General features: G+C 40.8%; 22 protein-coding genes. 17 read left to right on the forward strand and 5 right to left on the reverse strand.

The genetic code is table 11. From position 1 onward, the window contains the following. Positions 1-45: 45 nt before the first annotated feature. On the reverse strand, positions 46-582 hold the full coding sequence (locus GTO83_RS02215; protein ID WP_180871521.1) for a 3'-5' exonuclease: 537 nt from the start codon (positions 580-582) through the stop codon (positions 46-48). 205 nt (positions 583-787) lie between these two features. Between GTO83_RS02215 and murB the strand changes: the two genes are divergently transcribed. The 8 genes from murB (at position 788) to rfbB (ending at position 10,257) form a co-directional block, all read left to right on the forward strand. Further along, positions 788-1,687, forward strand: coding sequence for a UDP-N-acetylmuramate dehydrogenase (murB, locus tag GTO83_RS02220; RefSeq protein WP_180871522.1), 900 nt, complete (start codon positions 788-790; stop codon positions 1,685-1,687). 68 nt (positions 1,688-1,755) lie between these two features. Beyond that, on the forward strand, positions 1,756-2,586 hold the full coding sequence (gene cdaA / locus GTO83_RS02225) for a diadenylate cyclase CdaA (protein WP_180871523.1): 831 nt from the start codon (positions 1,756-1,758) through the stop codon (positions 2,584-2,586). Then, a complete protein-coding gene (locus GTO83_RS02230; RefSeq protein ID WP_255463145.1) occupies positions 2,583-3,431 on the forward strand; it encodes a YbbR-like domain-containing protein in 849 nt (282 codons plus the stop codon). Before cdaA ends, GTO83_RS02230 begins: the two co-directional genes overlap by 4 nt. 12 nt (positions 3,432-3,443) lie before the next feature. Next, complete coding sequence (gene glmM / locus GTO83_RS02235; protein ID WP_180871524.1) at positions 3,444-4,793, forward strand: phosphoglucosamine mutase; 1,350 nt, start codon at positions 3,444-3,446, stop codon at positions 4,791-4,793. Between the two features lie 504 nt (positions 4,794-5,297). After that, positions 5,298-7,118 carry a glutamine--fructose-6-phosphate transaminase (isomerizing) gene (gene glmS / locus GTO83_RS02240; protein ID WP_180871525.1) on the forward strand — a complete coding sequence of 607 codons (1,821 nt, stop codon included), beginning with the start codon at positions 5,298-5,300 and terminating at the stop codon, positions 7,116-7,118. Between the two features lie 343 nt (positions 7,119-7,461). Further along, positions 7,462-8,292 carry a YihY/virulence factor BrkB family protein gene (locus GTO83_RS02245; RefSeq protein ID WP_180872093.1) on the forward strand — a complete coding sequence of 277 codons (831 nt, stop codon included), beginning with the start codon at positions 7,462-7,464 and terminating at the stop codon, positions 8,290-8,292. A 113-nt stretch (positions 8,293-8,405) separates the two neighbouring features. Then, a complete protein-coding gene (gene recX, locus GTO83_RS02250; protein ID WP_180871526.1) occupies positions 8,406-9,206 on the forward strand; it encodes a recombination regulator RecX in 801 nt (266 codons plus the stop codon). Positions 9,207-9,225: 19 nt separating this feature from the next. After that, positions 9,226-10,257 (forward strand): dTDP-glucose 4,6-dehydratase, encoded by a 1,032-nt coding sequence (gene rfbB / locus GTO83_RS02255; protein ID WP_180871527.1) that lies wholly within the window; start codon positions 9,226-9,228, stop codon positions 10,255-10,257. A 96-nt stretch (positions 10,258-10,353) separates the two neighbouring features. Here rfbB and GTO83_RS02260 read toward each other — a convergent pair whose 3' ends face one another. Both GTO83_RS02260 and GTO83_RS02265 read right to left on the reverse strand, forming a co-directional pair. Next, entirely contained in the window at positions 10,354-10,581 is a 228-nt protein-coding gene (locus GTO83_RS02260; RefSeq protein WP_180871528.1) for a DUF2922 domain-containing protein, read from the reverse strand. 46 nt (positions 10,582-10,627) lie between these two features. Then, positions 10,628-10,834 carry a hypothetical protein gene (locus GTO83_RS02265; RefSeq protein WP_180871529.1) on the reverse strand — a complete coding sequence of 69 codons (207 nt, stop codon included), beginning with the start codon at positions 10,832-10,834 and terminating at the stop codon, positions 10,628-10,630. A gap of 237 nt (positions 10,835-11,071) precedes the next feature. Between GTO83_RS02265 and GTO83_RS02270 the strand changes: the two genes are divergently transcribed. Next, positions 11,072-12,022, forward strand: a complete 951-nt coding sequence (locus GTO83_RS02270) for a glycosyltransferase family 2 protein (RefSeq protein WP_180871530.1) — start codon at positions 11,072-11,074, stop codon at positions 12,020-12,022. On the opposite strand, the gene GTO83_RS02275 is transcribed toward GTO83_RS02270, so the two are convergent. Then, positions 12,019-12,294 (reverse strand): DUF2922 domain-containing protein, encoded by a 276-nt coding sequence (locus tag GTO83_RS02275; RefSeq protein WP_180871531.1) that lies wholly within the window; start codon positions 12,292-12,294, stop codon positions 12,019-12,021. The two genes, GTO83_RS02270 and GTO83_RS02275, sit on opposite strands and share 4 nt — an antisense overlap. 525 nt (positions 12,295-12,819) lie before the next feature. Here GTO83_RS02275 and GTO83_RS02280 point away from each other — a divergent pair. The 8 genes from GTO83_RS02280 (at position 12,820) to GTO83_RS02315 (ending at position 20,666) form a co-directional block, all read left to right on the forward strand. Next, positions 12,820-13,470 (forward strand): sugar transferase, encoded by a 651-nt coding sequence (locus GTO83_RS02280; RefSeq protein WP_180871532.1) that lies wholly within the window; start codon positions 12,820-12,822, stop codon positions 13,468-13,470. An 11-nt stretch (positions 13,471-13,481) separates the two neighbouring features. Further along, complete coding sequence (locus GTO83_RS02285; RefSeq protein WP_180871533.1) at positions 13,482-14,252, forward strand: DUF4422 domain-containing protein; 771 nt, start codon at positions 13,482-13,484, stop codon at positions 14,250-14,252. A gap of 12 nt (positions 14,253-14,264) precedes the next feature. Further along, a complete protein-coding gene (locus tag GTO83_RS02290) occupies positions 14,265-15,470 on the forward strand; it encodes a hypothetical protein (RefSeq protein WP_180871534.1) in 1,206 nt (401 codons plus the stop codon). Beyond that, positions 15,451-16,095 carry a YveK family protein gene (locus GTO83_RS02295; protein ID WP_180871535.1) on the forward strand — a complete coding sequence of 215 codons (645 nt, stop codon included), beginning with the start codon at positions 15,451-15,453 and terminating at the stop codon, positions 16,093-16,095. The genes GTO83_RS02290 and GTO83_RS02295 overlap by 20 nt, the downstream gene beginning before the upstream one ends. Before the next feature lie 52 nt (positions 16,096-16,147). After that, on the forward strand, positions 16,148-17,158 hold the full coding sequence (locus GTO83_RS02300; protein WP_180871536.1) for a glycosyltransferase: 1,011 nt from the start codon (positions 16,148-16,150) through the stop codon (positions 17,156-17,158). Between the two features lie 9 nt (positions 17,159-17,167). Continuing rightward, on the forward strand, positions 17,168-18,034 hold the full coding sequence (locus GTO83_RS02305) for a beta-1,6-N-acetylglucosaminyltransferase (protein WP_180871537.1): 867 nt from the start codon (positions 17,168-17,170) through the stop codon (positions 18,032-18,034). Positions 18,035-18,124: 90 nt separating this feature from the next. After that, the gene (gene glf / locus GTO83_RS02310; protein ID WP_180871538.1) at positions 18,125-19,246 is read left to right on the forward strand and encodes a UDP-galactopyranose mutase; all 1,122 of its coding nucleotides are present in this window, start codon (positions 18,125-18,127) and stop codon (positions 19,244-19,246) included. Position 19,247: 1 nt separating this feature from the next. Next, positions 19,248-20,666 carry a flippase gene (locus GTO83_RS02315; RefSeq protein ID WP_180871539.1) on the forward strand — a complete coding sequence of 473 codons (1,419 nt, stop codon included), beginning with the start codon at positions 19,248-19,250 and terminating at the stop codon, positions 20,664-20,666. Between the two features lie 148 nt (positions 20,667-20,814). On the opposite strand, the gene GTO83_RS02320 is transcribed toward GTO83_RS02315, so the two are convergent. After that, complete coding sequence (locus tag GTO83_RS02320) at positions 20,815-21,390, reverse strand: winged helix-turn-helix transcriptional regulator (RefSeq protein ID WP_180871540.1); 576 nt, start codon at positions 21,388-21,390, stop codon at positions 20,815-20,817. Between the last annotated feature and the right edge of the window lie 252 nt (positions 21,391-21,642).

A 21,642-nucleotide genomic window follows, 5' to 3' on the forward strand; every position in this document is an offset into this window, starting at 1 on the left:
CGTCAAGGAGCTTTTTTCCCAACCTCTCTTTCCTACGATAGTTTCTTACTTAACTTCCTTAATAAATCGCTGTAACTGGGCTGGACCAAATTGTTGAACTTGGTGAATTAAAATATTTGCACACGCTTGGGCGTCATCTAAGGCGTTGTGGTGGTGATGAAGATCAATTTGTAAGGCTTCAGCGACCGTATTAAGTCGATGGTTCATTAGTTGGGGATAAAAAGCCCGGCTAGTTTTGACCGTATCCAAGGTTAGATAGTGTGCGGGGGTGATTCCGTAGTGTTGTAAGGTGTTCTTTAAAACGCTATTGTCAAAGGTAGCATTGTGGGCAATTACTAACTTTTCCGGGGTAAAGAATGGTTGAATGTGTTCCCAAACCTCCGGAAAAGTAGGGGCGTCTTGGACGTCTTGCTCGTGGATCCCGTGAATTTGAATGTTCCGCCAGAAAAATGGTGTTTGCGGATTAATGAGGGTGTAAAATTCGTCGGTGATTTGGTTATTGCGAACAACAGTAAGGGCTAATGAGCAGGCACTGTACCGCTTAGCTGAGGCGGTTTCAAAGTCCATGGCGATAAAGTTCATCTTTTGGTTCCTCCGTTTTCTTTGCCAAAATTATAATTCACACAGTCTTTGTGATGCAAACTATTGGCAAAATGATATAATCGAGAGAGTTGGTTGGGGTTCCATAAAAAATAACGATCCATTTATCCCTAACGCAAGCTAAAACCAAAGTAGTTAGCTATAAGATTTGGGTGAAGCCCAATGATGTTTGAAAGGAACTTTAAAAATGACTTATGAATTAGCAGCGGACACCTTTACTGGGTTGAAGCTTTTAAAAGACGAACCACTTTCTAAGTACACGCATACGAAGACCGGTGGACCAGCGGATTGGTTAGCCTTTCCGGAAACAGTTGATCAAGTCAAAGCAATTGTGTCCTATGTCCATGAACACCAAATTCCGTTGACGGTGCTTGGAAACGCAAGTAATTTGATCGTTAAGGACGGTGGAATTGCCGGTTTGACTTTAATCTTAACGAAGATGAAACAAATTACGGTACATGATGATGTCGTAACAGCTCAGGCTGGGGCGGCTTATATTGATGTGACGATTGCGGCGCGGGATGCTAGCCTAAGTGGGCTTGAATTTGCAGCTGGAATTCCCGGAAGTGTTGGTGGAGCTGTCTTTATGAACGCGGGTGCTTATGGTGGCGAAACTAAGAACGTTGTTGCCTCTGCTACGGTAATGACACCAGCCGGCGAAATTAAAACTTTAAATAACAAAGAACTGGCTTTTGGTTACCGCCACAGTGCTGTTCAAGAAGGCCACATGGTGGTTCTTTCCGCTGACTTCAAGTTAACCCCGGGAGACTTTGATGCTATCAAGGCGGAAATGGATGACCTAAATGCCCGACGCGCGGCTAAACAACCCCTTGAATTACCTTCTTGTGGGAGTGTCTTTAAGCGGCCAACGGGTTACTATGCTGGTAAGTTAATCCATGATTCGGGTCTTCAAGGTTACACTGTTGGTGGAGCTCAGGTTTCTACTAAACACGCTGGCTTTATCGTTAACATTGGCAACGGGACGGCTAGTGATTATCAAGCCGTCATCCGTCACGTTCAAGCAACCGTAAAGGAAAAGTTTGGGGTGCAACTGGAAACGGAAGTCCGGATTATTGGTCGGGACTAAAAACAAGTCAGCAAAGCGGGAATCAAAATGATATAATTGGTCCCGTAATTTGATCGGGGGGATGCTCAATGCAAGTCCTCGCTACACTTCTCACGTGGCGAAATTTTATTAATTTAATCGATATTTTAGTTATTTGGTTGTTAATCTACGAGTTAATGGTCCTTTTAAAAGGTACCCGGGCGGTCCAACTGTTCAAGGGAATCTTGATTATCATTGTGATTAAGGTGGTTTCTTGGTACGTTGGCCTCTCAACCGTTTCGTGGGTGATGGACCAGGTTATTAACTGGGGGGTAATTGCGATGGTAATTATCTTCCAACCAGAAATTCGGCGGGGATTAGAACACCTCGGCCGGGGGACGATGTTGACCCGCAACCGGGCAGCGAATGAAAAAGAAGAGGAATTGATCAAACAACTTGACCAAGCAATCCAATACATGTCTAAGCGCCGGATTGGTGCGTTGATCTCAATTCAAATGGAAACCGGCTTGGAAGAGTATATCGAAACTGGGATTCCATTGGACGCTGAAGTGACTGGGGCCTTATTGATCAACACTTTTATCCCTAACACCCCACTCCACGATGGGGCGGTGATCATTAAAAATAACCGGATCGCCGTGGCGGCAGCTTACCTTCCCTTGTCCGATAGTAAGTTAATTCCCAAAGAATTAGGGACTCGTCACCGGGCCGCCGTCGGGATTTCCGAAGTGACCGATGCTTTAACGATTGTGATTTCTGAAGAAACTGGGGAAGTTTCGATTACCAAGGATAATGAATTGTTGCGGAGTATGACCCAGAAGAATTATCTGAAGTTCCTCCGGGCGCAACTCTATAAGAAAGAAGAAAGTAACAAAAATTTGTTTACTGACTTATTAACCCGCTTAAAGGGGGTGGGCAAGTGAAAGACGATCAAACCGGCTTTTTTAACAGTAAGTGGTTCTATCGGATTATTTCTCTAATCTTTGCCTTAACCCTATTTATGTATGTTAACGGGAGTAAAAATGGTTTCTTGCACCAAACGACCCGGAACGGAAATTCAACGGCTTTGATGTCCAATAAGACCGAAACTATGAAGATGCCCCTAGATTTGACGGTAAATAGCCAAAAGTATGTGGTTACTGGTTATCCCCAATACGTTAGAGTCAAGATCAGTGGTCCTTCAGCCTTAGTTACTACCACGATGAATACGCAAAATTTTAAAGTTTATGCTAACCTAAATAATCTGGGGAATGGAGAACATACCGTTAAGCTTAAGACTTCGGGGTTGAATTCCGAATTGCGAGCGCGGATCATTCCAGCAACTATCAAAGTTAAGATTCAACCACGGATCACGACGGCCTTACCAGTTGAGGTCCGGCTAAGTGCCAAGACCGTTAACGGGAATTACAAAGTTGGCACCCCCAAAGCTTCCTTGAATACTGTCCAAATTACGGGGGCTAAGAGTGAAGTTAAGCGGGTTGCCAAAGTAATTGCAGTGGTTAATGTACCAAAGAATGCCACGAGTGACCTGCAACAACAAGTTACTTTACAAGCAATTGATCGACGGGGACAAACCGTCAATGTGGTGGTAATGCCAAGCACAATTAGCGTGACCGTACCGATTAATGCAAGTAAGAGTGATAGTAATTCTTCATCAAGCAGTAGTAGTGAATCATCAAGTAATAAAACTAGTGAAAGCCAATCACAGTCGAGTCAGTCAGAAAAAAGTTCAAGTTCTGAGTCGAGTAGTGACAGCAGTAATAGTTAGGAGTTTTTTTGAATGAAGTTAAAGTATTTTGGAACCGATGGAGTTCGGGGAGTCGCTAACCAAGAATTAAGTCCAGAATTAGCCTTTCGGGTTGGACGGGCCGGTGGATATGTTTTGACCCGCCACTCTGATCGGAAGCGGCCCCAAGTCTTAGTTTCCCGGGATACCCGGATTTCTGGGGAAATGTTAGAAAGTGCCTTAATTGCGGGGCTTCTTTCAGTAGGGATTGAAGTGCTCCGACTTGGGGTGGTTACTACCCCCGGGGTTGCCTACTTGGTACGGGCCCAAGAAGCCGATGCCGGCGTGATGATTACGGCTTCCCACAACCCAATTGAATACAATGGGATTAAGTACTTCGGGAGCGATGGTTTCAAGCTTTCCGATGAACTCGAATACGAAATTGAACAACTTTTGGACGCCGAAGAAGATACCTTACCACGGCCCGCCGCTGATGGTTTAGGAATCGTTGATGATTACAAAGAAGGAGCATTGAAGTATACTTCCTTCTTGGAACAAACAATTTCAACGGATCTTGAAGGCTTGAAAGTCGTTGTTGACGCTGCTAACGGGGCGACGAGCGGTTTTATCGCTAACCTTTTTGCGGACGTAAACGTTGATTTGATTCCGATTCATGACCAACCAGATGGGTTAAACACTAATCTTAACTGTGGTTCGACTCATCCTGAAAGTCTCCAAAAGGCCGTAGTGGAAAACGAAGCTGATCTAGGCATTGCCTTTGATGGCGATGGCGACCGGTGTATTGCGGTTGACCACGAAGGAAACCTGGTCGACGGAGACAAGATCATGTACATCTGTGGGAAAAACATGGAAGAAAATGGTCGCCTCAAGCAAGATACTGTGGTCACAACGGTGATGAGTAACTTGGGGATGTACAAGGCCTTAGAAGCTCATGGCATGAAGAGTGTGAAAACCAAGGTTGGGGACCGTTACGTAGTTGAAGAAATGCTGAAGAACGGCTACAATCTGGGTGGGGAACAATCTGGCCACATCATTTTCTTGGATCACAACACGACTGGGGATGGAATGTTGACCGCCCTTCAATTACTCCAAGTAGTCAAAACGACTGGCAAGACCTTAAAGGAATTAGCTGCCGATGTGACAACTTATCCACAAGAGTTAGTTAACATTAAAGTGGCCGATAAAGCAGCGGCAATGGAAAATGCAAACTTAAAGGCCATTATCGCAAAAGTTGAGGGTGATATGAATGGCGATGGTCGGGTGCTTGTCCGCCCAAGTGGGACTGAGCCCCTGCTTCGGATCATGGCTGAAGCCCCAACGAAAGAACTTGTTCACGATTACGTTTCTCAGATCGCCAAAGTAGCCGAAGAAGAATTTAAGTAGAAGCGGTAGGGAAAAACTCGCAACGACATATTAGGAGAGGGTGGGAAGAAACTCAAGTTTCTTCCCACCCTCTTGTCATCTCCGGATGTTACTCAGTAACTAAGGTCAAAAAGCACGGCCTTAGTGGATAAGTGCGAACGAAAGGCCGATTCTAATGAATCAACCTTCGTTCTTCTTATCCCAACCAGGCCGTCAAGGAGCTTTTTTCCCAACCTCTTTCTTTAGCCAACGATTCACAAAATCACAATTTTTTACCCATTGAGAAGAAGTAATGCTCGAAACTTCAATGTGGCTCGGTTGTTATCTTGGCGTCGCTGACCACCATTTCCTTAATTTACAGCAGAAATTAGCTGGGGGAAGTAAAATTAGAACTTAACCATACCAATTTTGATCAGGGAATTTGACAAACGTTGAAAAAGCTTTTAATATACTAGGAGTTAGAAAGAAAACTATTAAAATGGTTAAAAAACCTATCTATACCAATTTGTAAAGGAAGAAAAGCTTATGTGTGGAATTGTTGGAGTTACGGGGACAAACAAGACGGTCTCAATTTTAATCGATGGTTTAAAGCGCTTGGAATACCGGGGTTATGATTCAGCCGGAATTTACGTTAATGATCAAGCCGGTAAAGACTTCTTGATCAAGCGAGCTGGTCGGATTACAAATTTGGAAGCTGCTTTAACGCCAGAAGTTCAAGGAATGGCTGGGATTGGTCATACACGGTGGGCAACCCATGGCGAACCAAACCAAGCTAATGCCCACCCACAATACTCTGCTGACAAACGTTTTTACTTGGTTCACAATGGAGTGATCGAAAACTATAAAGATCTAAAAGAAGAATACTTAAGTGACGTTAAGTTCAAGAGCCAAACGGATACGGAAGTTATCGTCCAACTCGTAGATAAGTTTGTCACTGCCTATGATATGGACACGAAGGCCGCCTTATTGAAGGTTTTGCGGTTAATTTCTCGGGATTCTTCTTACGCCTTTGCTTTAATGGACAAGGAACAACCAGACACCTTGTATGTTGCCAAGAATAAGAGTCCATTACTAGTCGGGATCGGTAAGGGCTACAATATGGTTGGCTCCGATGCCCTTTCCATGTTAAACGAAACCAATGAATTCATGGAAATTGAAGATCATGAATTGGTGATTGTGCAACCAGATCATGTTACGATCGAAAGCTTTGATAACGAAGAAAAGCACCGTGATACCTTTACAGTTGATATGGATCCCAATGCCGCTGATAAGGGCGCTTATCCATTCTACATGCTAAAGGAAATCGACGAACAACCAGCCGTTATGCGGCGTTTAGTTCAAGAGTACTTAGGCGCAAATGGCAAGCCACAAATTGATGAAAAGCTGTTGGCACAAATGCAAGAAGCCGATCATCTTTACATCATTGGGGCTGGGACGAGTTACCACGCCGGTTTAGTTGGGGCACGGTTGTTTGAACGTTTTGCGCAAATTCCAACTTCGGTCCACATTTCTTCCGAATTTGCTTACGAACAACCATTGCTTTCCAAGAAGCCATTCTTTATCTTCCTTTCCCAAAGTGGGGAAACCGCAGACAGTCGGGAAGTTTTGGTTCACGTCAATGAAAACAAGTGGCCAAGTTTGACGATTACGAACGTTGACAAGTCTACCCTTTCACGGGAAGCAACCCATACCTTGTTACTATACGCGGGACCAGAAATTGCCGTCGCCTCAACTAAGGCTTACACGGCTCAAGTTGCCGTGGAAGCGATCTTGGCTAAGGCCTTAGGTGAATATCTCGGTTTAGAAGCGGCACAAAAATTTGATGTCAAGGATGAATTAGCTAAGGTAGCTAATGGGATGCAAGCTTTAGTTGACAGCAAGGACGAAATTGAAGCCATTGCTAGCCATGCTTTATCTAAGCCCCGGAATGCCTTTTACATCGGTCGCGGACTTGACTGGTCAGTTTCTTTAGAAGCGGCCTTGAAGTTGAAGGAAATTTCTTATGTTCAAGCCGAAGGGTTTGCATCGGGGGAATTAAAGCACGGAACGATTGCTTTAATTGAAAAGAATACGCCGGTAATTGGGATTATTACGCAATCCCGGACCGCTGGTTTAACCCGGAGTAACCTTGAAGAAACGGCAGCTCGGGGGGCTAACATTTTAACGATCGCCTCGCGGCATTTGGCAAAAGAAGATGACTCCATCATCTTGCCAGACGTTGATGAAATGATCTCACCATTATTAAGTGTCGTACCAGCACAATTGTTGGCTTACTACACTAGCCTTGGAAAGGGCCTGGACGTTGATAAGCCACGGAACTTGGCCAAGAGTGTTACGGTGCAATAAAAATTAAATAAGTTAACCAACCTAAGCTTGAGGCCGGGAAGAAACTTATGTTTCTACCCGGCCTCTTTGTCATTTCCGAATGTTACTCAGTAACTAAGGTCAAAAAGCACGGCCTTAACGGATAAGTGCGAACGAAAGGCCGATTCTAATGAATCAACCTTCGTTCTTCTTATCCCAACCAGGCCGTCAAGGAGCTTTTTTCCCAACCTCTTTATCTTAAAGTTAACCCAAACTTCAAATTTGGTTTTTCCATGCCTTCTAGAAACTGGTAAAATAAAATCATATCTAACGAAGGGAGGGCGGACCAATCGAGCGGAAGCTAAAACATGAATTTCAATTGTTTATGCGGCATTTCCAGATGGCCGAAGTGACGACCTCAGCCGCGGTGTTAGCGTATTACACCCTCTTGTCAATTTTTCCAGCGGTTTTGGTGATTGGAAACCTGTTGCCAATGTTGGGATTAAATGCCAAGACAGTTTTAGCTTACCTCCAAACGGCAGTTCCGCCTTCAATTTATTCATTCCTGCGGCCCTTTATCTATGACTTCCTATCCCGGGGATCAGGGGGGGTCTTAACGACGGGGGCCTTAGTGGCAGTTTGGTCGACTAGTCAGGGGATCGCTGCCTTTCAGCGGAGTGTTAATCGTGCCTATGGGGTAGCCCGTTATCAAAATCCAATTATTAATCGGGTAGTTTCTTTTGTTTGGCTCTTAGTTTTGATTCTCTTCATGTTTGTTTTAACTTTTACCTACGGGATTGGGGAACAAGTCATGCAAGGGCTACAAGGAATTCTCCACTTCAATCCTGAATACATTCACTTCTTTAATCAGGTACGGTGGCCGATCACTTTTGGCGGGCTTTTTATTATCCTAACGATTTTGTACTATTTCGTTCCGAATGCCCGGGTACGGTTACGCTTTGTCGCTGTGGGAGCTTTATTAGTTACTTTAGCTTGGATGGGCGTTTCCCGCATATTCTCCTTGTATAGCGCCTTCTTTTCTCATAACATTACTTCTTATAAAACAATTGGAGCCTTCATTTTGCTGATGATCTGGCTTGATCTTTCTGGAATCTTGGTCATGGTCGGGGCAACGATTAATGCCACCTTACAGGACATTGTGGAAGGAAAAATTGAAGAACGCTTGTATTTTTGGCAAAAGCGCAAGGAAAAGTAGGGAGAAAGCTTTTTTATCGGCTTGAATTTCTGGGTAATAAGAAAACGGTGATGCTGGGAAGAAATTTAGCTTTTCTTTTCAGCCTTTTTCGATTGGAGTGATCAACAGGAACCATGGCACAAATTACAAAAATTGCGGCCCAAAAACGGCCAGGTCGCTATAATATCTATTTAAATGGTAAATATGCTTTTCCAGTGGCGGAGAGCGTCTTGGTGAAGCACCGCTTAATGAAGGGGATGGAACTGACACAGGAAGAAGTTGCTCAGATTACCACCGATGATGCAATTGCCCAAGCCTATGGGAAGGCCTTGGACTTCTTGTCTTACCAGTTGCGGACAGAAGCTGAAGTGACCAAAAAACTGCTGAAAGAAGACGTGCCCCCGGAACAGATTGAACCGGTCTTAAAGCAACTGCGGGCAAACCAGCTTCTTGATGATCAAGCCTATGCGGCTGCTTATGTGCGGACGGTGATGAATACCGAATTAAAGGGGCCAACGATGATCCGGCGAAAGTTGCGGGCAAAACGAGTCGGCGAACTTCAAATTGATGCTGCTTTGGAGCAATTCACGCCGGAACGACAATTGGAAAACGCTACCAAACTTGCGCAGAAACTCTTCCGCCGCTATGCTAAACAACCCGCCCGACGGCAACAAGAAAAAGTCTATCAAGGTTTAATCACCCAGGGTTATGGTGGCGATATCGCTAAGGAAGCTACTCGCGTGGCGACTCCGGCGGAGCCAACCGTTGATACCACTGATCAACTTGATCGTGAAGGCGAGAAAATTTGGACCCGTTATGCGCGCCGGACTAGTGGATATGAACTGACAATGAAAGTTAAACAGGCCCTGTTCCGTAAGGGCTTTGATTATGATGAAATCGAGGCTTGGGTTAACCAGCGAAGTGAAGAAGAGTAATCATCTCGAGGGGAAAAAGGTGTTCAAAAATATTATTGTTACTGGGGGAGCCGGCTTTATTGGCTCGAATTTTGTCCACTACGTCGTGAACAACCATCCTGAAGTTCATGTTACGGTTTTAGATAAACTAACTTATGCTGGTAATAAGGCTAACTTAGCGAGCTTGCCAGAAGATCGGGTAAAGCTCGTTGTTGGTGATATTTGTGATAAGGAATTGGTGGACTCCTTGGTGAAGGATGCCGATGCAGTGGTACACTACGCGGCTGAAAGTCACAATGATAACTCTTTAATTGACCCAACGCCCTTTATTCAGACTAATATCGTGGGGACGTCGGTCTTAATCAACGCTTGTCGAAAATACGATGTCCGTTTCCACCATATCTCCACGGATGAAGTTTATGGTGATTTACCATTAAGAGAAGACCTACCAGGTCACGGGGAAGGGAAAGGTGAAAAGTTTACCCCTGATTCCCCATACCGGCCAAGTAGCCCATATTCTTCTTCCAAAGCTAGTTCCGACCTTTTAGTGCGGGCATGGGTGCGGTCCTTTGGTTTACGAGCAACGATTTCAAATTGTTCGAATAACTACGGCCCATACCAACACATTGAAAAGTTTATTCCCCGGCAAATTACCAACATTTTGAGCGGCATTCGGCCAAAACTTTATGGGACTGGTAAGAACGTCCGTGACTGGATCCACACCAATGACCACTCCCGGGCCGTATGGACGATCTTAACCAAGGGTAAGATTGGTGAAACTTACCTGATCGGGGCGGACGGCGAAAAGAACAACAAGGCAGTTCTAGAAATGATCCTGGAAATGATGGGGCAACCAAAGGACGCTTATGATCACGTTAAAGATCGGCCAGGTCACGACCTTCGTTATGCTATCGATGCTACTAAGCTCCGGACTGAACTTGGTTGGAAGCCCGAATTCACCGACTTCAAGACTGGTTTAAAGCATACGATTGATTGGTACACTGACCACCGGGACTGGTGGGAAAGTCAAAAGGCTGCAGTGGAAGCAAAGTATGCCAAGCAGGGACAGTAAAATTAACCTCTAGTGATTTGTGGCAGAATATGTAAAAAGTGGTCGCTTCATTGAAGCGGCCACTTGAGGGGATAGAATAATTTTGATGGTCAAGGATTATGCTGCTTGTTTAGCGATGACCACATCTTCAGTTGTCGTTACGTACTTGGCACTAACCGGTACGGCGTACAAGAATTCACCGTCCTTAACGAAGAGCTTAGTCGCCGCAATCTTGTCCATGGCCGCTTGAACTTGTTCTTTTGATAGACCGTCACTGGCGTAATTGAGCTTCAAAGTGTGGGTCTTACCAAGGGAGCCTTTGAAAGTTAAGTTTAATGTCTTCATTTAATTAATTCCTCCAATTATTAATAGAGTTAAGTCGTAAAATTGATTAGGCAATCTGCAAGTTGTTTGCGGTAGTTAAAACGCCATCAGCGATTTGTTCGCCAGTTAAACTGGCGATTGCTTCGGCAAAGGATTGCACTGCGGTTGGTTCTGGCTTTTCAATCAAGTTGTTGAAATTACGCCGGTAACCGTTAGGGTGCAGTTCGCTTGTGCCGTTGAGTTGAAGTTTGTTGGCCTTAAAAGATGCTTGCATGGTTGTAGTTCCTTTCTGGTTTTGAGAAAATTATTTTCGTAAGTGATGTGCACATGCCTTACACTCTTAATAACAATTTGAATAAGCAAAAAAGGAAACGAAAATTTAAAATTAATATATTTATTTTATGTAGATTGATGTGGTAGATAGTTAGTGCTAAACCCATAACGAAGATGGACGCAATCAGCTTGGAAAAGTATAATAAAGGCAGTTTATTTTAAAGACGGGGGTTCCCAAATGACAGAACAAGCTTTAGTTAGTATTGTGGTGCCGATTTATAATCGTCACAAGTACTTAGATACTTGTTTAAAGAGTATTTTGAATCAGACCTACCAAAATCTTGAAATTATTCTTGTTGATGATGGTTCAACTGATGATTCATTAAAAATATGTGAACGATATGCAAGTGAAGATTCAAGAATCAAGATTATAAGAAATAACCATGCTGGTGTATCAATGGCAAGAAATTCTGGAATAGAAAACGCTAGCGGAAAATATACCGTTTTTATTGATAGTGATGATACAGTAGCAAAGGAACATTGCGAATATGCGGTAGGCATTTTAGAGAAGTTCAAGGCTGACATTTGTTGTATGAAACTTATGGACATTAATGATAAAGCAAAAGAGACAAAAGCTGTTATTTATAATCAAGTGATGGAACTATCTAAAGAACAAGCAATGGAATTATTAATAAATGATGGCTATCTATGCGATAAAGTATACAAAACTAATCTTTTAAAGAGACATCCGTTTCCAAAAGGTAAAATGTTTGAGGACACATGGACGTTACATTATGTTTTTGATGAGGCAGATAAAATAGTTTATTCTCCGGTTACCACTTATTTTTATGAAGTTCGAAATGATAGTATAATGACAAATATGAGCTCTAAAACAATAGCGGATCAGTTCGAATCGAGCAATGACCGGTATTCATTTTTTAAAAAGAACTATCCTACAATTGCACCAAAAATGAATGTATATATGTTAATTAGGGCGCTTCGTTACTGCACCTATTGTCCAAAAAACTATAATCGGCAGTTGTTTGATCAGGCAAAAACGATTATCAAGACTAGTCCGGTTGATCCCAAAACTTTGGATCGTCGGTATCAAATTACGATGAAGCTATTCCGCTTTTCAGAACCTTTGGCTTTACTCATTTTTCGCTTACGGAAATTAACGAATTCTTAGACGTAAAAAAGCGGACGCCCAAAATTGAGCGTCCGCTTAATCATTAAGCTAATTTGTTTTGCGATAACTACATCTTCAGTTGCCGTTACGTACTTGGCACTAACCGGTACGGCGTACAAGAATTCACCGTCCTTAACGAAGAGCTTAGTCGCCGCAATCTTGTCCATGGCCGCTTGAACTTGTTCTTTTGATAGACCGTCACTGGCGTAATTGAGCTTTAAAGTGTGGGTCTTACCAAGGGAGCCTTTGAAAGTTAAGTTTAATGTTTTCATTTAATTAATTCCTCCAATTACTAATAGAGTTAAGTCGTAAAATTGATTAGGCAATCTGCAAGTTGTTTGTGGTAGTTAAAACGCCATCAGCGATTTGCCAGTTGGCTCTGGTTTTTGAGAAAATCGTTTTGTAAGTGATGTACACATGCTTTACACCTTTTAATAACAATTTGAGAGCAGAAAAAATTAAGTGAAAATGCAAAATTAATTATCTTGTTTAACTAATGCTGATAAAATAGATTTAAACTCTTGAGATTAATTTAATCTCGCTTTTTAAACAACATTTTTGTTGCGTTAAGGTTAAGGAAAGGTAACTGTTATTAATCAAACCTTTTGTTCTCAGGACAAAACTGTTATTATAGAATAGATTTTGTTGGTTGAATCTTGGCTTTTCAAAATATATCTTAATTAAGAAAAGTTCCAACATTAATTTGAAGCGCTAATTAAAAACTAAAAGATAGAACGTATTAAAAAGAGCGGTTAAGCTTTCTTTGCGATATCAGTATAGGAAAAGGATGGCTAAGAATGGTGAATAGCCAAAAAATAGTCAAAAGAAAATCGGCAGGTTACTTGCTTGCAAAACGGATCACGGATGTTATCCTTTCACTAATTGCCCTAGTAATTTTAAGTCCGGTTTTCCTGGTAATTTACTTAATGGATCAGTTTGGTGATAATAAGGGTCCGCTCTTCTTTAAGCAGACGCGGATTGGATTAAACCACCAACCGTTTAAAATCTATAAGTTTCGGTCCATGGTTGTTGGAGCGGATGAAATTTTACATCAAAATCCGGAGTTATATCAGAAGTACGTTGCAAATAACTATAAGCTTGAACCTGAAGAAGATCCGCGTATCACTAGGTTAGGACGAATTCTCCGAAAGACATCGCTTGATGAGATACCACAATTTATCAATATTATCCGAGGAGATATGAGTTTAGTGGGCCCACGTCCGATTGTTAAAGATGAACTTAGTTGGTATGAAGATCGAGTTGACAAGTTCTTGTCAGTTAAACCGGGAGCGATGGGGCTTTGGCAAGCGAGTGGCCGAAGTAACATCGGTTACCCCGAACGTTGTGATGTTGAATTAAGTTACGTTGATCATGCTTCTTACTGGTATGATTGGCAGATTATCTTTAAGAATATCATCAGTATCTTTAAGAGTACTGGTGCTTATTAAGGGTGAAAATTGTGAACATTAAAATTTTAGTGGCAACGCATAAAAACTATGCTATGCCAAAGGATGATTTATATTTACCGGTGTTTGTTGGAAAGGATCTTCATCCAGATGTTAACCATACCTTCCAGGGTGATAATACGGGAAAGAACATTTCAGCTAAAAATGCTAACTATAATGAATTAACGGCCATTTACTGGGGATGGCAAAATTTAACTAACCTTGATGCTATGGGCTTGGTTCATTACCGGCGTTACTTTAGTTTAAATGGTAAAAAGGATGTTAACGCTGTTGCAACGCGAGCAGAGATTGAAGGCTATTTGCAATCCGCTGATGTCTTGGTTCCCAAGCGGCGAAACTACTATATCGAAACCAATGAATCCCATTACTACCATGTTCATGAACATGAGCCATTGGATGTCATGCGGAAAATTATCAAGGATGAATATCCAGATTACTACCCAGCTTTCCAAAAAGTTTTAAAGCGAACATGGGCCCACATGTTTAACATGTTTGTGATGAAGCGTCAACCGTTAGATGAGTACTGTACCTGGATGTTTGAAGTTCTTGATAAAGTAGAAGCCAAGATTGATATTACGAATTACACTCCTTACGAAAAAAGGGTATATGGTTTTTTAAGTGAGTTAATGCTTGACACCTGGCTAGAAACGCATTCAGAATATCAAGTGAAAGAAATTAATTACGTGTTCATGGAACCAGTTAATTGGTTAAAAAAAGGTGGTAAGTTCTTAAAACGTAAGATCTTTGGCCATGGTGAGCACTAGAGAGGACTTGCGATGGGGAAGGTAATTGAAAAATGGCATCGGATTGAGGAATTTAAACTGAATGGTGAATTTCTTTACCAGGTTACTTTTATTCTGATTTTGTCCGTCTCGTTTCTCCAAACATCAACGTACACGGACTTTTTTGTCCCTAGTACTTTACACCGTTGGTTATTTGTCGGCCTAGGCTTAATTTACTTTAAGATTTTCTTTCTGGATCGACACAGTTTTAAAACGATTTGTGTTAATTTAATCGTTTTAGCCTACTTATTCATTACTTGGCGATCGTCAAACGATTTTATGATTGTTGTCATGGGTTCCTTAATTTTAGGGATGCGAAATGTTAATTTTCGTCAGATTATTCGCCTTTATCTGGTAGTAGGTACCATTTCATTAGTAGGAATATTTATTAACGCTGAACTTGGAATCATTCGAAATATCGTTTTTGTTCGTGATACGACCAATGCTGTGCGGCAATCATTTGGAATTATTTATTCAACCGATTTTGCGGCCCATGTTTTGTACTTGGTGTTAGCGCATTGTTATTTAGCTTTTCGACGCCTAAAGTGGTATCACTACTTAAGTTACCTGTTACTTGCGATCTTTGTTTCAGTGACTACTGATGCACGATTAGATGCATTAGCGATCGTTTTAACGATTCCAGTTGTTTGGATTGGTAAGCGCGCAGCTGCTGGTTATTTAGGATCGCGTCTGGTTGCTGGATTTTATTGGACATTGCCAATTTTAGGGGCTTACTTAACAATTTGGAGTGCTTATTTCTATACGCCGGGTAACCACATACTAGTAAAATTGAATCACCTAATTTCTGGACGATTACTCTATGGAAGAGTAGCTTTTGATCGCTATCCGCTCTCTTTATTTGGTCAAAAAATTCATGAAAATGGGTGGGGCGCAAGCCTCGGCCCAATGACAAAAGACTTGAATCATTATTTTTTCATTGATTCGTCTTATTTACGTTTATTAATAATTTTTGGAATTACTGCTTTAATTGTTGCCCTAGTAATTATGACTAAATTGAGCTGGAAATCGATTCAAAGTAACGATTACGCACTTGCAAGTATTATGGTTATTATTATGATCAGTGCGGTTTTAGAACAAAGATTAATTGATATTGCTTATGATCCATTTTTATTAGCTCTATTAGCTAAGCAAAGTAGCTTAAAAATAAAGGAGAAAAGTTTTGAAAGAGTACACTGTTAAAGAGTTAAATCGGATGTTTGCCAAGAGTATTGCTTTAATCGTTATACTGGCAGTCCTATTTGGTGGTGTCTTTGGCTTTTTAGCTAAGCACCGTCAACATACTACTTATACAGCGGAACGTGAAATTATGATTTCGCACAATTACCAAGCGGCGGTTAGCCAGAATAATGATCAAAATGCTCAAGTGATGGCAGATCAAAATCTGATGCCTACTTATGAGGATTTGGTTCAAAGTAAGTCAGTTGCCAAAAAAGCCCACGCTTTACTACCTAAGAAGTTAAAAAAAGCATATTCAACCGATGATATTTATGGCATGATTAATGCTAAGAGCCATCAGCAATCATTAATTATGAATATTAAGATTAAAGGTTCTTCTGCTAAAGATGTTACAGAAATTGCAAATGTGACGGCAGTTGCGGCTCAAAAGGAACTTCCAAAGCTTAAAGCTGGCATTGGGACGGTTACTCCTTTATCAAAAGCAACGGTTGGTGATGCAACTAGCGAAACAACTCCTCATGCCAAAAAATATCTCGTTGCTGGGGTAGCTTTAGGTGGTTTAATCGGAATTATCATTTCCTTTGGTGGAATTGTAATTAAGGACTTTATTCGTAAAAACAGCAAGTAGCATATAGGCCATACTGAAAAGTGTGGCTTATTATTATATAAAAGGTGAGAAAATGCATAAGGTATTGTTGTCAATAGAAGACTTACACACAAATGATGCTGGCCCAAAAGCACGGACTGATATTGAAAAAATTCTTGGAAAGGAAGACTATGATATATGGGATCTTCCTTTTAACTATGAATCCAAGCTAAAAAAGTTTAAGTATATGTATTGGAACATTCCCCGTCTTTTTAAAGGTCAGCAAATTGATGAAATTTATTTTCAATTTCCTGCGTATTCAACGGTTTTGATGGATGCTCTGATTAAGTCAATTCGAACTACGACGAATGCAAAATTAATTTTTATTATTCATGATATTGAGTCGTTACGTCGTTTTCAGACAAATGAATATGCCAAAAATGAAGCTAAATGGTTGAATGAAGCAGATGGTCTAATTGTCCATAGCCAAGCAATGAAAGACTATTTAATTAGTCATCAAGTCGAAACACCAATGGTAATTTTAGGGGTGTTTGACTATTTAAATCCACAATTATTACAAATTCAGAAACCATATCGTCGATCAATTTGTTTTGCTGGAAATTTAGTAAAATCAACTTTTCTTAAAAAAGTTGATTTTAAAGGTAAGATGCAACTAGAAGTGTTTGGCCCAAATCCGTTAGAAGCGTTTCCAAGCGATGTCAGTTATAGGGGAGTATATTCACCGGAAGAATTACCCAAGCATTTAGAGGCCAATTTTGGCTTAGTTTGGGATGGGAGCCGGACCGATACATGTGATGGTAGTTACGGAGAGTATATGCAGTATAACTGTCCGCATAAGGTATCGTTGTACTTAAGTACTGGCTTACCAATCGTTATTTGGAAAAAAGCAGCAGTTGCGAAATACCTAGTTGATAATGGTCTTGGAATTGCTGTTGATAGTTTGGATGAATTGCCTAGCCGTTTAAGTCAACTTTCACTTGAAGAATACGAACAAATGAAGGCTCGGGTTCAAAAAGTTGCTGAAGGATTAAGGAATGGTAAACAAATTAAGACTGCAATTAAGAAGATTAATGAGTTGATTTAGGAGATAGAAATGCAAGCTGTTTTAGTAATTGCGCATCGTCAACCGGAACAAATAATTGCGCTCGCAAAAGAACTAGTGCCAACTTTTAAAGTATTTATCCATCTTGATACGAAGATGACAGTAACCTCTTCTCAGCTTGAAGAACTTGATAAATTAGGGGTTTATTATTTTTCTAAAATTGATGTTCGTTGGGGTGGTTGGAGTATAGGTCAAGTTGCTGTCGAACTTTTTAAGGTAGCTCTTAAGGATCCTTCAATTACTTATCTTCATCTAATTTCTGGACAAGACTGGCCAACCAAGAAGCCAGCAGAAATTGCTCGTTTTTTTGAAAATAGTTCAAAAATCTATCTTTCATACTTCCAAGCAAATAAAGTGTCAAAAACTGGTGAAAAAGTTATTTGGTGGGCTAAGTACTATTATCCTTATGATAAATTAAACCGGCGGACAACTTTTGGAAAAATTTATCATCGCTTAAATATCATGGCTCAGATGATCTTAAGAGTTAATAAGCTCAAAAAACTAGGTTACGCTGAAGATCAAATATATTCTGGAGCTAACTGGGTTGATTTGCCAAGAGATGTCGCTGAATTTGTAATTAAAGATTTTGATAGTAATAAACGTTTAAGACAATTATTGAGTACTAGCGCCTTTGCAGATGAGTTTTGGTTACCAACGGTGTTATGTAATATACCGAAGTATTACCAGCGAATTGATCAAAATATTCACCGCTATATTATTCTTGAAAAACGTCATGGTAGTCGACCGGCAATCCTTGATGAGACGGATTTAAGACCAATTCAAGCAGGTGATTATTTCTGGGCACGTAAGGTTGTGTTTGGAATTTCTGACAAGTTAGTTAAGGGATTGGAAAATTAACAATCCCTAACACTTTGCGAATTCCCTTGTAGTTTTTTCGGCTTTAGCCTATTATTTAGGAATAGATATTTATGTAAAAGAGGAAATATTATGTCTAAATATGACTATTTAGTGGTTGGTGCCGGTCTCTTTGGGGCCACTTTTGCTTACGAAGCCGCCAAACGAGGCAAACGCGTTAAGGTAATTGAAAAGCGGGACCACATCGCAGGTAACATCTATACTAAGGAAGAATATGGAATTCAAGTACACCAATATGGGGCACATATTTTCCATACCTCAAATAAAGAAATTTGGGACTATGTAAATCAATTTGCAGAGTTTAACCGCTATACCAACTCCCCAATTGCTAACTACAAGGGTGAGATTTACAATCTTCCCTTTAATATGAACACCTTTAGTAAGATGTGGGGGGTTAAAACCCCAGCCGAAGCACAAGCTAAGATTGATGAACAACGGCAAGAAATGGCTGGTAAGCAACCGGCTAACCTTGAAGAACAAGCAATTTCTTTGATTGGCCGGGACATCTACGAAAAGTTGGTTAAGGGTTATACTGAAAAACAATGGGGCCAAAAGGCCACCGACTTACCAGCTTTTATTATTCGGCGGTTACCAGTTCGGTTGACATATGACAACAACTATTTCAACGATCTCTACCAGGGGATCCCGGTTGGGGGGTATACCCAAATCGTTGAAAAGATGCTTGCTAGTGATCTGATTGACGTTGAGACCGGCGTGGATTACTTTGATCACCAGGCAGAATACGAGGTTGAATTTCCAAAGATTGTCTTTACTGGGATGATTGATCAATACTTTGGTTACCAATTGGGTGAACTCCAATACCGGAGCTTACGTTTTGAAACTGAAGTTTTAGATGAAGATAACCATCAAGGAAATGCCGTAGTTAACTATACGGATGCGGAAACCCCATATACCCGGATCATTGAACACAAGCATTTTGAGTTTGGTAAGGGTGACCAAGGGAAAACCGTAATTACTAAAGAATATCCGGCTGATTGGCAACGGGGGGACGAACCTTATTATCCAGTTAACAACGCGACTAACAATAGTCTATACAAACAATACGCTAAGTTAGCCACTGAAACCAAACCAAATGTGATTTTTGGTGGTCGCCTCGGACAATATCGTTACTATGATATGGATCAAGTCTTGCATGCGGCCTTAGTAACGGTGGCAAAGGAGTTTGGAAAGTAAGATGCAAGTAATTAAAAATTATTTGTATAATGCTGGCTATCAGATTCTTTTGATGTTTGCGCCCTTAATCACCACTCCGTATATTTCCCGGGTATTGGGCCCCCACGCATCCGGGATTAATAGCTATACAAATGGTTGGGTGACCTTTTTTTGCCTGATCGGTCAAATGGGGATTACGCTTTACGGAAACCGGGAAGTGGCCTACCATCGTGATGATAAACGAGAACGATCACGAATTTTCTGGGGTGTTGAAGCCCTCCAACTTGGGACAATTATCCTTTCGATGCTTGCTTATTTGGTAATCATCTTTATCTTTAGTACCACTTTCAGAACTTTTTACCTTCTGCAAACTTTTTGGATTATTGCTGCCGGGTTAGATGTTTCTTGGTACTTTATGGGGATGGAAGATTTCAAGAAAACGGTTGTCCGGAATACCATCGTTAAGCTAGTAACGATTTGTTTAATTTTTGTAGTTGTCAAACAAGAATCAGACTTATGGAAATATATTTTGTTGCTTGGTTTAGCTCAAGTTGGCGGAAATATTACCCTTTGGCCTTACTTAAGGAATTCAATTCAATGGGTGAGTCCTCGTTTTTGGAAACCATTCCAACACTTTTATCCCGCTTTAATTCTTTTTATCCCAACAATTACGACCCAAATTTACTTGGTGGTTAACAAATTAATGTTGGGTCGGCTGGGAGCTCAAGACGCCTTAGGACAATTTGACTATGCTGATAAAATCGTTAAGCTAGTTTTAGCGATTGTAACGGCAACGGGAACCGTGATGCTTCCACATGTGGCTAATAAGTTTGCTAAAGGGGATGTTAAAGGGGTCCGGCAAAGCCTTTACAACTCATTTGAGTTTGTGACTGCATTAGCAGTCCCAATGATGTTTGGTTTAATGGCAATTTCCAAGAAGTTTGCCCCTTGGTTCTTGGGTGGTAAGTACGTCCCAACCGGCGAAATTATGTTTATTGAAGCGCCGGTGATTCTCTTTATTGCCTGGAGTAACGTGATTGGAACCCAGTACTTGATGCCAGTTAAGCGGGTGAATGAGTTTACGGTATCTGTAACTGTTGGGGCAATCTCAAATATCATATTGAACTTTATTTTAATTCCACGTTATGTTTCAAATGGGGCTGCTTTAGCTACTGTTTGTGCTGAATTTTTAGTGGCGGCAGTTCAACTGTACTGCGTTCGGACGACAATTCGGCGACGCGTATTATTCAAGAACCTTTGGCGTTACTTACTGCCGGGATTCATTATGTTTTGGATCGTTTATCATATAAATGCGATGATGACAATGAACATTATTAACCTGGTCTTTCAGGGGGCCATTGGAGTCATTATCTACGCAGTTGGGGTTATTATCTTAAGAGCCCCAATTGTTAAGCAAGCACAGGAAATTTTAAGAAAATAGTCGTTAACGTTCTTTATTTTTTTGGATGATGGCTAAAAGCCATTGTTATGTCAAGAATGTTTTTACTTTACGTGATCGCTTATCATAATGTGATATGTATTAAGGACGCAACAAAACCATATGATTGGCATTTGTTGTGTCCTTTAATTTATGCTCGCTTAATTATCATCTGATTCGCAATTCTTTGAATTTTTTTCCAACGATAATTAGCAGCACGGGGAGTTATACCTAATATGTTTGCAATTTCCCGATTTGTTAATTCCGGGTCTTTAATGAGTAAATCTAGATATGCTTTTTGCTTAGATTCACAGGCCTGATAAAGCCGCTGAAGCAATTTTTTGGAATCGGTCCGGCTTTCAAAATCAAAATCATATTGTAAAGCAGGATGGTTAATTTCTTCAATTGGGGTGGGACCGTCAAGAATTAATCCTTGGTGTTGGCGTAAGCGTTCTTCTCGGTTAAAGAAATTAGTTATTTGCCAGCGTAAACGTTGGTAAATGAAAGCGAAGCGGTTGATTTTAGGTTGAAATAATTGGTCATAATCAATCGACGCTTGGGCAACAGTTAACCGACATTCTTGAATTAAGTCATCGCGATGGGGATGACCTGGTAAAACATTTGCATGTTTTAGGACGCCAAAGATTGCTCCTTCGAGTTGTTTATCTGTAAAAGTGGCGGCTAAATAACGATTATATTCACTGTTCAATTGACTGATTTTTTTCATTAAATTTCTCCGTTGTTATTTGTATTTATCCCGGCCGGAGACAATTTATGAGTTTAAGTGAGTTAGAAAAAATATGAAAATTTCAAACAAATTGATTTTTCAGCTAAAGTTATGGAAATGCTGTCACCTTGGAGTTAATAACGATTATGTTTAACAATAATCACTGTAGTTTGTCCGAATTTTCTTGAAGTTTAGCATTTGCAATTTTAAAACGCTTATATTGATTAGCTTATTACAATTGAATTAATTAAC

The organism is Lactobacillus sp. 3B(2020) (assembly GCF_013487845.1).
Lineage (GTDB): Bacteria > Bacillota > Bacilli > Lactobacillales > Lactobacillaceae > Limosilactobacillus > Limosilactobacillus alvi.

Coding starts and splice junctions, on each gene's coding strand:
- GTO83_RS02215 (WP_180871521.1), bottom strand. CDS start 582: ATGAACTTTATCGCCATGGACTTTGAAACCGCCTCAGCTAAGCGGTAC.
- murB (WP_180871522.1), top strand. CDS start 788: ATGACTTATGAATTAGCAGCGGACACCTTTACTGGGTTGAAGCTTTTA.
- cdaA (WP_180871523.1), top strand. CDS start 1,756: ATGCAAGTCCTCGCTACACTTCTCACGTGGCGAAATTTTATTAATTTA.
- glmM (WP_180871524.1), top strand. CDS start 3,444: ATGAAGTTAAAGTATTTTGGAACCGATGGAGTTCGGGGAGTCGCTAAC.
- glmS (WP_180871525.1), top strand. CDS start 5,298: ATGTGTGGAATTGTTGGAGTTACGGGGACAAACAAGACGGTCTCAATT.
- GTO83_RS02245 (WP_180872093.1), top strand. CDS start 7,462: ATGCGGCATTTCCAGATGGCCGAAGTGACGACCTCAGCCGCGGTGTTA.
- recX (WP_180871526.1), top strand. CDS start 8,406: ATGGCACAAATTACAAAAATTGCGGCCCAAAAACGGCCAGGTCGCTAT.
- GTO83_RS02260 (WP_180871528.1), bottom strand. CDS start 10,581: ATGAAGACATTAAACTTAACTTTCAAAGGCTCCCTTGGTAAGACCCAC.
- GTO83_RS02265 (WP_180871529.1), bottom strand. CDS start 10,834: ATGCAAGCATCTTTTAAGGCCAACAAACTTCAACTCAACGGCACAAGC.
- GTO83_RS02270 (WP_180871530.1), top strand. CDS start 11,072: ATGACAGAACAAGCTTTAGTTAGTATTGTGGTGCCGATTTATAATCGT.
- GTO83_RS02275 (WP_180871531.1), bottom strand. CDS start 12,294: ATGAAAACATTAAACTTAACTTTCAAAGGCTCCCTTGGTAAGACCCAC.
- GTO83_RS02280 (WP_180871532.1), top strand. CDS start 12,820: ATGGTGAATAGCCAAAAAATAGTCAAAAGAAAATCGGCAGGTTACTTG.
- GTO83_RS02290 (WP_180871534.1), top strand. CDS start 14,265: ATGGGGAAGGTAATTGAAAAATGGCATCGGATTGAGGAATTTAAACTG.
- GTO83_RS02300 (WP_180871536.1), top strand. CDS start 16,148: ATGCATAAGGTATTGTTGTCAATAGAAGACTTACACACAAATGATGCT.
- GTO83_RS02305 (WP_180871537.1), top strand. CDS start 17,168: ATGCAAGCTGTTTTAGTAATTGCGCATCGTCAACCGGAACAAATAATT.
- glf (WP_180871538.1), top strand. CDS start 18,125: ATGTCTAAATATGACTATTTAGTGGTTGGTGCCGGTCTCTTTGGGGCC.
- GTO83_RS02315 (WP_180871539.1), top strand. CDS start 19,248: ATGCAAGTAATTAAAAATTATTTGTATAATGCTGGCTATCAGATTCTT.
- GTO83_RS02320 (WP_180871540.1), bottom strand. CDS start 21,390: ATGAAAAAAATCAGTCAATTGAACAGTGAATATAATCGTTATTTAGCC.